This is a genomic window from Streptococcus sp. Z554, from assembly GCF_053010305.1.
On sequence record NZ_JBRKNV010000001.1, the window covers coordinates 358,376 to 374,719 of the forward strand.

Consider the following 16,344-nt stretch of genomic DNA (forward strand, 5'->3'; position numbering starts at 1 on the left):
CCCGTGATAAGCATATCACGGGTTCTTTTATTCTGATTTTTTTCCTTCTGCTTGTTTTTTAGTCCTAGCTAGTCTCAATGCTCTATTTGGATTGAGGCGATTAAAAAGTTCTTCCAACTTCTTCTCATTCCAAACATCAGCTGCTGAAACAAAATTTCCGTCAGCATCTCGGAAAGATATTGGTTTATCACCCATAGCTATCTCCTAGTCTACAAATTCAAACTCAAACTTACCAATTCGAACTAAATCTCCATCTTTGGCGCCACGAGCACGAAGAGCTTCATCAACTCCCATACCACGCAACTGACGAGCAAATTTCATAACAGACTCATCACGGTCAAAGTTCGTCATGTTAAAGAGTTTCATGAGTTTTTCACCTGAAAGAACCCAAGTAGCATCGTCATCACGACCAATCTCAAATGGTTTTTCTTCTTCATCGAAGCCATAATACGCTTCTTCTTCCATCTCTGACTCGTCATAAAGAAGGAATTCTGGAGTCTTATCAAGAAGCTCGGCTGTTGCATCTAGTAAAGGTGCAAGACCTTGCTTAGTCAAACCTGAAATTGGGAAAATTGGCGGTAAATCCTCAAACTCATCATAATTTGCAGCCAATTTTTTCTTGAATTCTTCTAGATTTTCTTGGCTATCTGGCATATCCATCTTATTAGCAACAATAATCTGTGGACGCTCCATCAGACGAAGATTATAGGATTCTAACTCTTTATTGATAGCTAAATAATCTTCATAAGGATCACGTCCTTCACTAGCAGACATATCAATGATATGCAGGATCACGCGTGTACGCTCAATATGACGTAAGAACTGTGTTCCCAAACCAACACCTTGACTAGCCCCCTCAATCAAACCAGGAAGATCAGCTACAGCAAATGAATCCCCTGATTGGGTACGAACCATTCCAAGATTTGGTACGATTGTTGTAAAGTGGTAGGCTCCGATTTTAGGTTTTGCAGATGTGATGACACTCAGTAGAGTTGATTTCCCAACAGAAGGGAAGCCAACTAGACCAACATCAGCAAGGATTTTTAGTTCTAACTGCAATTCACGTTCCTGACCAGGCTCCCCATTTTCAGAGATCTCAGGAGCAGGATTTTTTGGTGTGGCAAAACGAATGTTTCCTCGACCACCACGCCCACCATGGGCTACGATAAACTCTTGCCCATTCTCAATCAAATCTGTGATGATTTTTCCGGTCTCAGCGTCACGCACAGTAGTTCCTTGAGGCACACGGACAATCAAATCTTCTGCTCCTCTACCATGCATTCCTTTTGTCATTCCTTTTTCACCTGATTGAGCTTTAAAATGACGATTGTAACGGAAATCCATTAGAGTGCGTAAGCCTTCATCTACGACAAAAACAACGTTACCACCACGGCCACCGTCTCCCCCCCAAGGACCGCCGTTAGGGACGTATTTTTCTCGGCGAAAAGCAACCATACCATCGCCACCATTACCAGCCTTTACTTTAATCTTGGCTGTATCTAAAAACATACTCATATTCTTTTCTCACTTTAAAAAGGGCTGGGAAAATCCCAGTCACCTAACTCATTGCTAATCAATAGAATGACTAGCTTTTTAGAATCTGCTAAATACACCAATGGCAGTAGCAAAAATACCTGCCAATGTTACAAATAACATTACTAATACGACAAACATTGTAAGTTTTTCAAAGAATGTTTTTTTACGTTTACCATTATCACCGAATGCCATGTTTTCTCCTTTACTATTAATACTCTCATTTTAAAATTCATTTGATACAGATGTATCACCAACAAAAACACATCAAATTTCCCATTTTATATCTGTCACATTCGCATTTCCTCTCTATTTGTAATTTCCGAACCCCTTATCAAAAAGCCTCGAAAAAATCCTCTTTACATTATTTTCTGAAGTTTTTCAAGCTAACGCCATACCCGATGCCACTGACAATCGATAGGATGGCGACAAACTCTACCACTAGAAACAATAGAGAGAAGGCACCCTGTCCAGAAAAAACCGCACTAAACAACCAATATAACAAGTCATTTAAGAAGGGAATATAGCCTAGAATCCAAATAAAGATTGGGGCATATCCAATCGTCCCTGCTATTAAAAACGTATTGGTCACTGACTTAGAGACTCTGTCATCGCCTTTATAGTAAAGCTTACTCTTCAAAGCTACACAGAAAATCGCCAAATTCGTACACAGTATTAGAATAAATATAGAACCAAAAATCTGGTCATTTGCTCCGATTCCTGCCGCGAGTAATCCCATGGGAGATACCATTAAAAATGCTCCTCCTACAATACCTACCAGCGCACTGATTATGGCCCATCTTTTCTTTTTCATTATCTTAACTCCTTTAACTGTCAAATCTATTTAATGAAATTTAATATCCCGCACCAGAAATCAACCCCAAATGAATCCCATTTCACCGATTTGAAGTTTCAAATCATTGAATAATATTAGTCTCACTTTTACTCTAATCTTTTTCTTAAAACTCATCTGAAACAGGAGCGATTGCCCACAAGATCAAGTAAGCAATAAGTCCAGCACCATAACAGAAAGCTAGAACTCCCCAAATCACACGTACAATTGTAGGGTCAATATCAAAATAATTAGCTAAACCAGCACATACACCACCGATTTTTTGATCTCTACTACTTCTCATAAATTTCTTTTTCATATTTTTATTTCCTTTCTTTGATTTGATTAATCATTTAAATATTTTCTTAAATTTCTTAATTGTTTTCTAGATGCCTTAAGCATACGCTTCGAACCTTTAACTGGCATAGTAACAGCCTGTTGCGGAATATAGAAGACTGTCTTTAAAATACGTTTTGTAACAGGTTCGTCAGCCCCTGTTTCTTTGGCAAAATTATTTGAAATAATGACGTCTAGATAAAATTCATGGACTCTTCTACCAAAATTCTCAGCAGAAATTTCATATAATTTTTCAGCCAAGTGTTTTTCATCCATTGACGGTGTAGCAAGTAAAGCCTCAAGAATCGCTCCTGCCAAGTCCCTTTCCTCATAATAAAGGGTTCCAAACATTTTATCATTGATGAGATTATCCAAATAAGGATTACCATGGGCAATAACAGGTGTCTTACTAGCTAAACTTTCCAAATAAGTCAATCCCTGAGTCTCACTTGTAGAAGCCGATATGAAGAAATCAGCTGCCTTATAATAGAGTGCCGTCTCATTTGGCGGAATCATACCTGTAAAGATAACAGAATCTTGAATTTTTAAATCTTCTGCTTGCTCCTTAAGATTGTCTAAATAAGGTCCATCTCCAGCTATAACCAGTTTAACATTTGGTTCTTCTTTTAGGACATCTGGTAAAGCTTTAAGAACTGCTTGAATATTCTTCTCGTAAGAAACTCGAGAAAGACTTAGAAGCATCTTTTCGTTTTGTTGGATCCCTAGTTTATCCCTTAAGTCACTAATGTGTTCAGGACCAATCTCAGGGCGTTCAAATTTGGCAAGTTCAATTCCGGTAGGAATAACACGCTTTTCAACTTTTACCTTATAGTCAGATAAAAGGTCGCGCACAATTTCACTCGGACAAATGACTCCATCAACGTCATGAAGAAATCCTCTCACAAGATACTTGACCATACCTGGACGAATTAACATCCCCTTAGCGATATAGTGGACATAATCCTCGTACTGGGTATGATATGTATGGATGACTGGAATTTTCAGTTCTCGAGCAATCCAAATTCCCAATAAACCAAGAGAAAATTCAGTTTGGGTATGAATAATATCGAGTTTGTATTGTTTAGCAATTTCAAGAGCTTTCGTAAATCCACGGTAAGCGAAACGACGGTCTTTAAAGGCAAAGAAAGGAACACTAGGAATACGAATAATTTGCCAGTCTTCATAACGATTGACATCCTTATCGGTTGTCGTGAAGATAAAGACTGCATGTCCTTGCTTTTCAAGCTCTGTTTTTAAGGTTCGAATACTGGTTGCAACACCCGAAACCTGTGGGAAATAAGTATCTGTAAATAATCCAATTCGCATATACTACCTCATTTTTTTCCTAAAGCCGCTTGCTCCCGATAGAATTTTAGCCATATTTCAAGGAGATGCTCCTCTGAGTATTCTCTTGAAATAGCCTTGGCCTTTTCTCTTAACTCTTTCAAAGCTTCTGGATGCTCTCTATATTCCATAATAGCGTGTTTCATCTCTTCCACATCGGTGGTTGGTCTGTAATTTCCTTCTAGAATCACCTTATAAAGATCTAAGTCCCGAAGCATAATGGGAGCTTCACAACTCGCGGCTTCTAGAATAGTCATCGGAAAGAGCTCATTATAACTAGGAAGTAAGAACAGATCTGCCAAAGCATACAGTTCTTTCATCCTTTCTGGCTCAACAATTCCAGGGAAAATCAGATTCTCTGGAGGATTATCCATGATTTTTTTATAGCGTTCATAACCATCTGTAATCCCACCAAATGAGAAACCACCAGCCCAAATAAAGGTGATGTCCGGTAGTTCCTCAGCAAGAGTGATGAAATCATCGATTCCCTTGCGCTTCTGAACCTGCCCAGCTCCTACTACTACAAATTGATTTTCACTCAACCCCATATCTTGTCGAAGTTGACTTACTTTTTCTGCAGAAAGTGGGTGCCATTTTTCTTTGTTAACAAAGTTAGGGATATAGGTCACCTTTTCACGAGGAATACCAGCTGCAACCAAATCTTCGATAAAAGTAGGATTGACCACAACCAAGTGTTCCATACGGTCATAAAAAGAAAACACATAGCGCTTAACAATCCCTTTTAGAAAGAATGGAATCTTCAAACTACCTTCTAAGGTGTCAGGCAAGAAGTGGACATAACCAATCCTACGACCTGAACGCTTCTTTTGGAAAGTTGACAGATAATAAGGAAGGTCGATTGTATGAAAATGAGTAACATCAGCTTCTACAGGAAGATTCTCCGTTACAATTAGTTGGTCTTTCGCATCACGTTTCAAAAGTTGCACAAGTTCACGGTAAGCTCCAGAAACACCTTGTCCTGCTACCTTTTCACTCGAACTTAGCATGTTGATGCGTAATTTCTCTTTTTCCATACTATCCATTATATCATTTTATTGAAAGAAAATCAGCAAATTAAAAAAGAGATAGCATAAAAGCTGGGAATTTCCTGGCGTCTACACTATTTCTCTTTTTTATTGGATTCTATTTAATACCTAAAGCGATACGAGCATAGCGACTCATTTTTTCAACGGTCCAAGCAGGATACCAAACTAATTTTACTTCAACGTTGGTAACCTCTGGAACATCTGTCATAGCATCATAGATTTGGTCGGTTAAGAGATCTGCCAATGGACAACCCATAGTCGTCAAAGTCATATCAATCTCAGTCTCACCGGTATCACCATCAAATCGAATTTCATAAATCAGACCTAGGTTGACGATATCAATCCCCAATTCTGGGTCGATAACTTCTTCTAGAGCGGTCAAAATTCGAGTTTTGATGTTTTCAATCTGTTCATCTGTATAAGCCATTTTCACTCTCCTCAGCTTAATCTTCAATGAAGTCACGAAGCGGTTTGCTTCGGCTTGGTTGACGAAGTTTTCTCAAAGCTTTTGCCTCAATCTGACGAATACGCTCACGAGTAACGTTAAAGACTTTACCAACATCTTCTAGAGTGCGCATCTTTCCGTCATCAAGACCAAAACGAAGACGCAAAACATTTTCTTCACGGTCAGTCAAGGTGTCTAGCACTTCATCCAACTGCTCACGCAAGACGATACGAGTTGTGTAGTCTACTGGATTTTCAATCACTTCGTCCTCGATAAAGTCACCAAGATGGCTATCGTCCTCTTCACCAATAGGTGTTTCAAGAGATACCGGCTCTTGAGCGATTTTTAAGATTTCACGAACCTTATCGGGTGTCATATCCATACGTTCAGCAATTTGCTCAGGAGTAGGATCTTGTCCCAATTCTTGAAGAAGGTTGCGCTGCTCACGAACAAGCTTGTTGATGGTTTCTACCATGTGAACTGGGATACGGATGGTACGAGCTTGATCAGCAATAGCACGTGTAATAGCCTGACGAATCCACCAAGTCGCATAAGTTGAAAATTTGAACCCTTTCGAATAGTCAAACTTATCAACGGCCTTCATCAAGCCCATATTTCCTTCTTGAATCAAGTCAAGAAATTGCATGCCACGCCCAACGTAGCGTTTTGCAATAGATACAACCAAACGAAGGTTGGCTTCAGCTAGACGTTGTTTGGCTTCGATATCTCCCGCTTCCACAGCAAGAGCCAACTCTTTTTCTTCTTCGTTAGTAAGAAGAGGTACGACACCGATTTCCTTCAAATACATACGGACGGGATCATTAACCTTTGCAGAGGTAGAACCAATCAAATCCTCATCACTAAGCTCTGGCTCTTCTTCCGTACTTAAGACACGTTCACTTGGATTTCCTTCGTTATCTGTAATTGCAATACCAGCATCTTGAATGCGTTGCAAAAGATTTTCAATCCCATCTACGTCCAAGGCAAAAGGAATTACGAGGGCGTTATTGATTTCATCATCAGTTGCAGTACCAGTTTTTTTATGGTTACGAATAAACTCTGCGACTTGGACATCAAAGGTTGTTACTTCTTTTTGTTTTGTTGCCATTCTTACTCCATTCTTCTTTTTTGGGCAATTAAGCGTTCAAGCTCTTCTAAAGCAGTATCTGTATCACCTACGTGACTAGCTTCCTGAACTTTCTTTTTGATTTGCAAGTTTTGTTGATTCAAAAGAGCACGTTTTCGAGACTCTTCTACTTCTTTTAGCTCTTCTGGAGACATTTCCGAAGGTAAATCCAAAGACAATACTTGATACCAAGCATTCTCAACTTCTCTGGTCTGATTTGCCAAATCTTCTGAAGAGATCGTTCCATTATCAATCAACAGACCATACAAGGTTTGAAACTCAGGTGTCTCAAAGACAAAATCATCTCTTAAGCGATAATCATTGAGAACTAATGGATGCTCCATCATCCGATAGAGAATATGAGCTTCAGCTCTCATCACAGCGGTTAACTGTTTTGTTACAGTCATCGTGATAGGCGTCGGGTTAGATACCTGTTTGACCTTTTCTTGTCTCTGTCTGACACGACTTTCATTGATGATATGCTCGACTTGTTGATAATCAAAAGAAGGTAAATGATCAGTCAGTAAATGAATATAGGTATTTTGGGCTGTGATAGAAGGTTCTTTAACGATCAGAGGGGCAATTTTCTCAATGAAATCAATTTGCGCTTGGAGATTTTCACTATTGTTTGGTTTATAATGATAAATATAAAACTCAATGGGGCTGATACGAGTATTGGCCAAGAGATAAGCCAAGTCTTCTGTAGAATTTTTCTGCAAGTACTCATCTGGATCCATTGCATCAGGGATTTGAACAATCTGCACAGGAAAATCGCCAAGTTCATCTAGGGCTTTGGCAGTTGCAGCCTGCCCCGCTTTATCTCCGTCATAAGTGATAATCACTTTTTTAGTAAAGCGTTTGAGATGCTCAACATGTTCACTGGTCAGAGCTGTTCCCATGGATGCTACTGCATTTTCAATACCAGCACGGTAGGCTGCAATGACATCCATAAAGCCTTCCATCAGGTAAATTTCAGAAACTTTACCCGATCCTTTTTTGACCCTATCCAAATGATATAATTCGTAACTCTTGTTAAAAATTGCCGTCGCACGACTATTTTTATACTTGGCAGTTTGAGAATTTGCTTCTTGCCAAACACGACCAGAAAAAGCAATAACCTTACCTTGGTCATTTGACAGTGGAAACATAATACGATTATGGAAGGTATCAAAGAATTGATTACTATCAGAAAGATAAAACAGACCTGAATCCAGCAAGTCCTTCTCACTATAATCATCTCGCAAACGTTGATAGAGATAAGAACGTTCAGGAGGAGCTAGACCTATCATAAAGTGTTTAATAACATCATCAGTCAAGCCACGTTTATAGAGATAGTTTCTCGCCTCCTCACCCATCTTCGTCGTCATGAGGATGGCATGATAAAAGCGTGCAGCCTTGTCGTGCATCTCATAGAGATTTTGATGGGGTGACGTGTGTGGGACAGGGTTATGTGCAGGAGTTTCAAGGTGCATTCCGAGACGTTCGCCCAAAATCCTTACTGCATCCGCAAAGGTTACTTGTTGATACTCCTCAATAAACTTAAAGACGTCTCCAGAACGACCACAACCAAAACAGTGGTAAAATTGCTTATCTTCGACCACGTTAAAGGAAGGGGTCTTTTCACCATGAAAAGGACAGAGCCCCAAAAAGTTCCGTCCAGATTTTTGTAAAGAAATCACTTCTCCTATGATTTCGACAATATTGGTATTGTTTTTGATTTCTTCGATGACTCTCTTGTCAACCATAGACAATACCTCCATTTTATCACAGTTTACTTTATATAGTATAGCTTATTTCTGAAAAAAAGTAAACCATTTCATACACTTTACATGCTTCTATTTCATAAGTTTCCAGCTATCATGAAAAACTGAATCTTTTGAGCAAATTATTCTAATATTTGAAAGGAAAATAGAAAAAATAAAAGACTATTTCACCTGATTTTCGAGATTATTTTTCAATATTCTGCTAATATACTGACCATCTTTTCTACTGATACAAGCTGTTGCATAAGTCAATGGTGCTTTGTATACCACTCCTCTATAGGATGGATCAGTCAATACAGGCATAGAATAATAGGCGTTCTTTTTATTTTTAAGGTCAATATACCATTTACCTCCTAGGTGTTTGCGAAAGGTTTCGCCGATATAAACGGTCAAATAATCCAACATCTTGCGGTCTGCTATCAAAGCATGGTGGTCATCGTAGTGAGCCAAGATCCAAGCCTCCAAATCATCCAAGGACTGCATACTATAGTCTAAATTTAGCCCTTCTTTCTCCGCAAACTCCCTTGTGAAATAATCCATCTTAAATCCAATCTGAAAAATCCATTCCTGAAAATCTTCTTGTGTGTATGCCATGTGTTTATCTCCTTACTTCTATTAAAGTTTAAGATTCTTAGATTGATTCTATTATAAAGTAAAATAGACGAAAAGAGAAATATAAATAATATTTAAAAACAACTAAAAAACCTAGAAGCAAACATTAAATATATTTTCTCTAATTTTGTTATTCGTTTATATACATTCACCTTTTCTGATTTCATTTATACCTACATTATTCCATTTTAACGTTTTTAAACATCTAATTTCCGTCTATATCATTTGATACCTCAATAAGCAAATCTTGAAGTTCTTCTAAATCCAGATATAAGTTTCTAACACCTACAAGTAACTGAGAAAGTGCTTGTCTATCTAATTGACGACTTTCGCTTAATGACTTAATTATTCCAGAATTTCCTTTCTCTATCCATTTCAAATGAAGAGGTAAATAATCATTTAGAATATCATCTATATTTTCTAAATTAGTAGAGGATATCTTGTTAAAGGTTTGGCTGTTATTTATTAAAGATAGACTTTTACTAATTTTTTTTAATTCTGTTTCTATCGTCACTTTAATCTCCTTCCTTATCTAGTTGCTGCTACTGTCTTAGAGTTAAATTTTACTTCCAGTATTTATATCTATAAAATAACTCTGCTCATCTTCGTAAAAAAGTGTAAGTTCTGTTCCAATAGGCATGTCGTAAATCTATAATACGGAATCCTCTCGGAATATTCATTTTATATTCGCCTTATTTTTTAAAATATTATTAGACACTATTGAAGCACCTAATCCCATTCCTGTTTTACTCATATTAATGACCTCTATTTGCTATTATACTATCAATCCCATCTATTTTGAAGCAACTATTGCAAAATAAAAATGTTTTCCATTACTATTTGTATACTGTTTAATATAATTTTTTGCCACAGAAATCGACTTTAGTGAATCATTGTCATTATTTTTAGGAGAATAATACCAGCTATCATAAGTTAAATCAAACATATCACCTTGTCTTGAATACACATCTCCACCAAGAATAACAAACTTTTTTGATTCTATCCAGTCTATATAGGCCAACATATCTTGATATGTATATGCATAACTTGCAACACCCAATTCTGCTAGCGAGTGACCTCTATTTTCAAAATTAAATTTACCTAGTTCCATATGATGGGACTCCCTCTGTTTTCAAAGTTACATTAGCTTATTCTTGTACAAAAACTATTTAAGTCAATGAAGTTAAATATACCTATTCCAATTTTATGAATTCTTTTCCATATACTTCATTATACTATAAAATCATTGAAGCTACTCTTAGTTCTGTTATAAGAAAAGTAGTAAAAATCAAAAAAACTTAGAAATAGGTTTTCTACTTCTAAGTTTTTAATGATACATGTTTTAAAAATTATCTACTCAAACAGTTGATAGTAATCAGAAATCTTCATCTTAGCTTTTTCATCCTTGTTTAAATCTTGGATGATACGTCCATCTTTCATAACAATGAGACGATTTCCATACTTGAGAGCATCTTCCATATGGTGGGTAATCATTAATGCTGTTAGATGGTCTTTGCTGACAAAATCATCTGTCAACTCCATCAAGGCTACACTTGTTTTAGGATCCAGAGCTGCTGTGTGTTCATCCAACAAGAGGAGCTCTGGACGTTTTAGGGTTGCCATCAAAAGACTCAAAGCCTGTCTTTGTCCACCTGACAAGAATTCAATCGGTGTATCCAAGTGTTTCTCTAGGCCATTTCCAACCTTCTCAATGGTTGCTTGAAATTCTTCCTTGTAGGCTGAGAGTCTTCTTGGAAATAAACCGCGTTTTTCTCCACGAAACTTGGCAATCAAAAGGTTTTCTGCGACGGTCATACGTGGAGCTGTTCCCATCTTTGGATCTTGAAAGACACGAGAAAGGTACTTGGCCCTTTTTTCAGGGCTGAAATGAGTCACATCCTCTCCCATGATGCGAATACTACCACTGGTTAAAGGTAAAGTTCCCGCTATGCTATTAAAGAGGGTTGATTTCCCTGCTCCATTTCCACCCAAGATTGTGATGAAGTCATGTTCATAAATATCAAGCGAAACATCGTTGAGGATAATCTTCTCTTCGTCAAAGCCATTTTTCACAATTTTTGTGGCATTTTTTAATTCTACAATTGCTGTCATTTGCTTAAGTTGACTCCTTTCAAGTATTTATCCTTAAGTGTTGGAATGACTAGACAAGTTGCTAGGATAAGAGCACTGTATAGGCGGAGATAGCTTGTATTAAAGCCAAGAGCAATAACTCCCCATACTAGGAATTGGTAGCTAATAGAACCAACAACAATGGTAACCAATCGTTCTGCTAGAGTCAAACTCTTAAAGAGTACTTCACCAATAATCAAGCTAGCAAGTCCAACAACGATAACTCCAATTCCTCGAGAAACATCCGCATAACCTTCTTGTTGAGCGATAAGGGCTCCCGCAAGGGCTATGACACCATTTGATAAGACCAAGCCCATCAGTTCCATACGTCCAGTATTGATACCAAAACTACGAGCCATATCCGGATTATCTCCTGTCGCAATATAAGCTTGTCCTAATTTAGTATCTAAGAAGAAAAGCATCACTAAAATAACCAAAGTCACAAAAATCAAACCTGTAAACAATTGATTAACTTCAGTTGAAAATGGAAGAACATCCTGGATTTGTTTAGTTCCCAAGAGACCAAGGTTAGCCCTTCCCATAATCATGAGCATAATAGAATGACAGGAAGTCATGACCAAAATTCCAGATAAGAGTGTTGGAATCTTTCCTTTTGTATATAGAAGCCCTGTTGCTAAACCTGCAAGACAACCTGCCCCAACAGCTACCAAGGTAGCAAGAAAAGGATTGACTCCTTGTGTAATCAGAGTCACTGCTACTGCTCCTCCCAATGGGAAAGAGCCCTCCGTTGTCATATCTGGGAAGTTGAGGATTCGAAAGGTCATAAAGATTCCCAACCCCAGAATAGCCCAGACCAATCCTTGTGAAATAATCGATACTATCATGTTACATTCATTTCCTTCTTTTAAAAATTGGAGGAGATGTCTCCAACTCCTCCTTTATTATTATTCAATCACTTGACCAGCTTCTTTAAGAACTGATTCAGGTATAGCGATTCCAAGTTCTTGAGCTAGTTTTTTGTTGATAACTGATTTACCAGTTGAGAAGACATTGACTGGAGTGTCAGCTGGTTTTTCACCCTTTAAGACTTTTGCGATCATCTTACCGGTAGCAACACCAAGATCGTGTTGGTCCACAACGACTGATGCCAAACCACCTGCTTCTACCATGGCAGTCGCACTTGGGTAGATTGGTTTTTTAGCTGTTTGGTTGCTTGATACTACAGTTGAGAACGCAGATGCGATTGTGTTGTCAATTGGAACCCAGATTGCATCTACTTTACCAGTCATAACATTAACTGTTGAAGCAATTTCGTTAGTTGATGGAACTGCGAAAGTTTCGACTTTCAAACCAGCTTTTTCAGCGTAAGCTTTGAACTCTTCGACTTGTGATTTTGAGTTATCTTCGCTACTTGAGTAAAGAGCTCCAACTGTCTTGACATCAGGAGTCAATGTTTTAATCAATTCAACCTGTTGTTGAGCAGGGTTATGGTCAGATACCCCTGTGATGTTTCCACCTGGTTTTTCCAAGTTTTGTACAAGGTTAGCTCCAACTGGGTCTGTAATAGCTGCCATGATAACAGGAAGGTCTTTTGTTGCACTTGCTAGACCTTGAGCTGCAGGTGTCGCAATTCCGACAACAACATCATTTCCATTTGACACCAATTGTTTACTCATTGTGGCAACCTTACTTTGGTCACCTTCTGAATTCATAAAGTCGATTTTAACTTGGCCTTCTTTATAGCCTTCTTCAGCAAGTCCATCTTGGATACCTTGGTAAATCAAGTCAAGCGATGGGTGACTGACGAACTGTAGAACACCAACTTTAGCAGTTTTGTTAGCTGTCTCGGTTTTAGTATCTTGTTTCGTTAAGTTAGAGTAGACCAAGCTTCCTCCAACTACAAGTGCTAGTGCTGCAATAATACCAATTAAACGTTTATTCATATCTATTTCTCCTTATTTTACTTAAACTTCGTAATGTTCATGTCACTTTCAATATAACTTTACCAAGCGTCGCCATCGTTTGATTTCCATATTTTTCCTCCCCATAGAAAAAGTCCTCACACAAAAAACTTGTGTGAGGACGTCGATGCGCGGTGCCACCTCAATTATAGGGAATCCCCCTATCTCTCAATCTCGCTTCACGAGTTGCACTGTAAGGTGTGCGCACCGAATTCTTATGATTTCAAATTCTTTATAACATTCAGCCCAATTTTCATCACTTCCATCTATCTGTTTCCACCAACCACAGACTCTCTAGAAAACTTCAATGATTACTTTCTGAATGATACGATTATATCATTTTACTAAAACTTGTCAAGGATTTTCATGAATTATTTTAAAAAATTATGAAAATTCCTACGGTTTTGGGAAAACATTGCTTGTATTAACCTGAATTACGTAGTCCTGTAGCAATTCCGTTAATAGTTGTATGGATTAATTTTTCTTCATGAGGAGATAGTTCGCCACGACGTTGACGCTTGATCAACTCCAACTGAATATAGTTAAGGATGTTGAAATACGGCATGCGATAGTTCAGACTCTCTTTCAAATAGGTATTTTCTGCTAAAAGCTCGTCATGTCCTTCAATAGCCAAGATAACGTTCTTTGTCAATTGCCACTCATCAAGAATAGTGTAGTAGATTGCTTGCACTTCTTCGCTTTCGCAAAGTTTAGCGTACTCGAAAGCAATATTCATGTTTGATTTTGACAAGACCATATCCACGTTGGAAAGAAGAGACTGGAAGAATGGCCAGTTTTGATACATTTCTCTAAGCGTTTCAATATTTTTGGGATCTTGGTCAATAAATTCCTTGAAACTTGAACCAACACCATACCATCCTGGGAACATGACACGACTTTGTGACCATGAGAATACCCAAGGAATGGCACGTAAACCACCAATCTCAGTAATGGTTTTACGGGCTGCGGGACGAGAACCGATATTGAAACTTGAAATAGCTTTGATTGGACTAGATTCAAAGAAATAATCATAGAAAAGCTCATTTCCAAATACGAGTTCACGGTAAATATCGAAACTACGTTCTACTACTTGGTCCATAATCTCTTCATAACGGTTTGAAGTATTGGTATCGCTCTTCTTCTGCGTAATCATACGATTGATAGCCGCAGATACCAACATTTCAAGATTATAGTAGGCTGCATCCTTGTTTCCGTATTTGTTTCCGATAACTTCACCTTGTTCCGTCAAGCGGATGCGATCCTTGATAGACTTAAGGGGTTGAGAAGCAATGGCATCATAAGTAGGACCACCACCACGACCAACAGTCCCACCGCGACCGTGGAAGAAGGTTACTTTGACACCAAACTCGTCACCGATAGCAGTCAATTGTTTTTGTGCCTTATAGAGGGTCCAACAAGATGAGAGGTATCCGCCATCCTTGTTACTATCAGAGTAACCAAGCATAATTTCTTGGTAGTTGTTTTTAGAAGCAATCCACTTTTTAGCAAGTGGTAGAGAGAAATACTTTCTCATTGTTTCTTCAGAATGGTCCAAGTCCTCAATCGTCTCAAAGAGCGGAACGATTTGAACACGCGCTTTTTCATTATCAACAAGTCCTACTTCTTTAAGCATAATAGCCAATTCAAGCATATCAGACACGCTAGTTGCGTGAGAGATAATGGTTTGACGAATGACATCTTCTCCCAAACGATCTTTTAATTCACGAGCCGTTTGGAAAATGGCCAATTCTTTCTCAAGAAGTTCAGACTTCTCAGCGTGAGTCGCAGACAAGATTCGAGGGTCCTCTAACAATTCATGTAGAAGCAACTCACATTTTTCATCTTCTGATAAATCACTATAGTGATCATTAATTCCAGCAGATGCTAATAATTCTGCAACACAGGCTTCATGCACACTAGAATCTTGACGCATATCGATAGAAGCCAAGAAGAAACCAAAGACTTCTACTGCTTCCAAAAGCTCAGCAAATTCACCGGTAAGCAAGGCTTCTGCCTTATTCTCAAGTAATGACTCCTTAATGATAGCTAGATCTTGCTTAAATTCCTCAACTGTTTCGTAGTAAGGAGGACGATCTTCAGCCAACTCTTGAACGGCTCCTGAGAGACGATTACTAATATAGTCAGTAATCACATCTTGTTGATGTCCTTGAGAACCAAAGAGTCGTTCTATATGATGACGTTCATCTGCCGATGACCCAACAAGAGCCCACTCTTTCAAATTTAAGAGAGTTTGAATCAATTTTGATTGGATCAAATGGAAGGCACGACGATAAGGTTCTTTCTCACGGAAGACAGATGTATCACGAGATTGAGCTGCCATTTCTTCAACAGCCTTGCTTGTCTTAGATAAATTGGTAGATAGAGAGAAAGTACGATAGAGACTAGAAATCTTGCTGATATAGTAGTTCAAAATCACTTCACTTTGAATGGTAGCCGAGAGCATGAGTGTTTCAGCAGTTACAAATGGGTTTCCATCTCGGTCTCCACCAATCCACATTCCCATGGTAATTGGTTTTGCTTGTTTTAGGTCAATTCCTTGTTCTTTTGCAAGGCGTTTATACTCTAACATCAAGTTTGGTACAGCCTGAAGGAAGGAACTATTGTAGTATTCCATCACGTTTGTGATTTCATTCGTTACTTTTAGTTTCTTTTCCCGAATCATATCCGTCTGCATGATAATCTCAATATAACGGCGAAGATCATTGTACCATTTTTCTTTATTAATCAGACCCATTCTCACATCACGATATTTACGTAGCAAATTATGAATATGATTGGTCAAGTCCAACATACTCTTACGTTGAACCTGAGTTGGGTGGGCTGTCAAAACTGGCACCACATTTAGATATTCAAGAATCTCAGCAGCATTTTCCTTTTCAGCCACCATTTTAATGGTTGTTGACAATTTACCAAGATAATCTTGACCGATATTGTTTAGATGGTTAATCTCGTATGCCAGGTCGACGTCTTCAGAAATGTTAATCAAAAGTGGCAAGATAGAGAAATATCTAGAGATATAGACCATTTCATCATTAGTAAGACTCGCAACTACTTTATCAAGCCCTTGATAGTCTAATTTTGATGACAACTTCTTCAACTGAATGATCTTATCAAAGGTCTCAGAAGGAAGCATATTTTTCGTAATATCTTCAAGCAAATCTGTCAAGATTTGAACTTCTTCCTGGACGACAGTTTTGTTCCTATTATTTTCTAGTTTTTGAAGAGACATATTTT

17 protein-coding genes and 1 other annotated feature are annotated in these 16,344 nt (G+C 38.2%); all 17 genes read right to left on the minus strand.

The genetic code is table 11. The features are described 5' to 3' along the window. Positions 1-27 precede the first annotated feature (27 nt). On the minus strand, positions 28-195 hold the full coding sequence (locus ACVC7R_RS01870) for a hypothetical protein (RefSeq protein WP_006150597.1): 168 nt from the start codon (positions 193-195) through the stop codon (positions 28-30). Positions 196-204: 9 nt separating this feature from the next. After that, positions 205-1,515: a GTPase ObgE gene (obgE, locus tag ACVC7R_RS01875; protein WP_447263287.1), complete on the minus strand. Its 1,311-nt coding sequence runs from the start codon at positions 1,513-1,515 to the stop codon at positions 205-207. 78 nt (positions 1,516-1,593) lie between these two features. Further along, positions 1,594-1,728, minus strand: a complete 135-nt coding sequence (locus ACVC7R_RS01880; protein ID WP_045615867.1) for a DUF4044 domain-containing protein — start codon at positions 1,726-1,728, stop codon at positions 1,594-1,596. A gap of 169 nt (positions 1,729-1,897) precedes the next feature. Then, positions 1,898-2,347 carry a hypothetical protein gene (locus ACVC7R_RS01885; protein ID WP_447263288.1) on the minus strand — a complete coding sequence of 150 codons (450 nt, stop codon included), beginning with the start codon at positions 2,345-2,347 and terminating at the stop codon, positions 1,898-1,900. Positions 2,348-2,492: 145 nt separating this feature from the next. Then, positions 2,493-2,684: a PspC domain-containing protein gene (locus ACVC7R_RS01890; protein ID WP_080980049.1), complete on the minus strand. Its 192-nt coding sequence runs from the start codon at positions 2,682-2,684 to the stop codon at positions 2,493-2,495. A 26-nt stretch (positions 2,685-2,710) separates the two neighbouring features. Beyond that, positions 2,711-4,027 (minus strand): glycosyltransferase family 4 protein, encoded by a 1,317-nt coding sequence (locus tag ACVC7R_RS01895; protein ID WP_447263289.1) that lies wholly within the window; start codon positions 4,025-4,027, stop codon positions 2,711-2,713. Between the two features lie 8 nt (positions 4,028-4,035). After that, the gene (locus ACVC7R_RS01900; protein ID WP_447263290.1) at positions 4,036-5,079 is read right to left on the minus strand and encodes a glycosyltransferase family 4 protein; all 1,044 of its coding nucleotides are present in this window, start codon (positions 5,077-5,079) and stop codon (positions 4,036-4,038) included. Positions 5,080-5,188: 109 nt separating this feature from the next. Beyond that, a complete protein-coding gene (locus tag ACVC7R_RS01905) occupies positions 5,189-5,518 on the minus strand; it encodes a metal-sulfur cluster assembly factor (RefSeq protein WP_447263291.1) in 330 nt (109 codons plus the stop codon). Between the two features lie 16 nt (positions 5,519-5,534). Next, on the minus strand, positions 5,535-6,644 hold the full coding sequence (gene rpoD / locus ACVC7R_RS01910) for an RNA polymerase sigma factor RpoD (protein ID WP_447263292.1): 1,110 nt from the start codon (positions 6,642-6,644) through the stop codon (positions 5,535-5,537). A 2-nt stretch (positions 6,645-6,646) separates the two neighbouring features. Then, positions 6,647-8,407: a DNA primase gene (dnaG, locus tag ACVC7R_RS01915; RefSeq protein ID WP_447263293.1), complete on the minus strand. Its 1,761-nt coding sequence runs from the start codon at positions 8,405-8,407 to the stop codon at positions 6,647-6,649. A 180-nt stretch (positions 8,408-8,587) separates the two neighbouring features. Next, the gene (locus tag ACVC7R_RS01920) at positions 8,588-9,019 is read right to left on the minus strand and encodes a hypothetical protein (RefSeq protein ID WP_447263294.1); all 432 of its coding nucleotides are present in this window, start codon (positions 9,017-9,019) and stop codon (positions 8,588-8,590) included. A 223-nt stretch (positions 9,020-9,242) separates the two neighbouring features. Further along, positions 9,243-9,551, minus strand: coding sequence for a hypothetical protein (locus tag ACVC7R_RS01925; RefSeq protein WP_447263295.1), 309 nt, complete (start codon positions 9,549-9,551; stop codon positions 9,243-9,245). A gap of 279 nt (positions 9,552-9,830) precedes the next feature. Then, positions 9,831-10,148 (minus strand): Imm40 family immunity protein, encoded by a 318-nt coding sequence (gene imm40, locus ACVC7R_RS01930; RefSeq protein WP_447263296.1) that lies wholly within the window; start codon positions 10,146-10,148, stop codon positions 9,831-9,833. A 242-nt stretch (positions 10,149-10,390) separates the two neighbouring features. Beyond that, entirely contained in the window at positions 10,391-11,149 is a 759-nt protein-coding gene (locus ACVC7R_RS01935) for an ABC transporter ATP-binding protein (RefSeq protein ID WP_447263297.1), read from the minus strand. Next, on the minus strand, positions 11,146-12,012 hold the full coding sequence (locus tag ACVC7R_RS01940) for an ABC transporter permease (RefSeq protein WP_447263298.1): 867 nt from the start codon (positions 12,010-12,012) through the stop codon (positions 11,146-11,148). Before ACVC7R_RS01940 ends, ACVC7R_RS01935 begins: the two co-directional genes overlap by 4 nt. Positions 12,013-12,072: 60 nt before the next feature. Continuing rightward, complete coding sequence (gene trpX, locus ACVC7R_RS01945) at positions 12,073-13,071, minus strand: tryptophan ABC transporter substrate-binding protein (RefSeq protein WP_447263299.1); 999 nt, start codon at positions 13,069-13,071, stop codon at positions 12,073-12,075. A 132-nt stretch (positions 13,072-13,203) separates the two neighbouring features. Next, positions 13,204-13,425, minus strand: a binding site (T-box leader). Positions 13,426-13,513: 88 nt separating this feature from the next. Further along, positions 13,514-16,339 carry a phosphoenolpyruvate carboxylase gene (ppc, locus tag ACVC7R_RS01950; RefSeq protein WP_447263300.1) on the minus strand — a complete coding sequence of 942 codons (2,826 nt, stop codon included), beginning with the start codon at positions 16,337-16,339 and terminating at the stop codon, positions 13,514-13,516. Between the last annotated feature and the right edge of the window lie 5 nt (positions 16,340-16,344).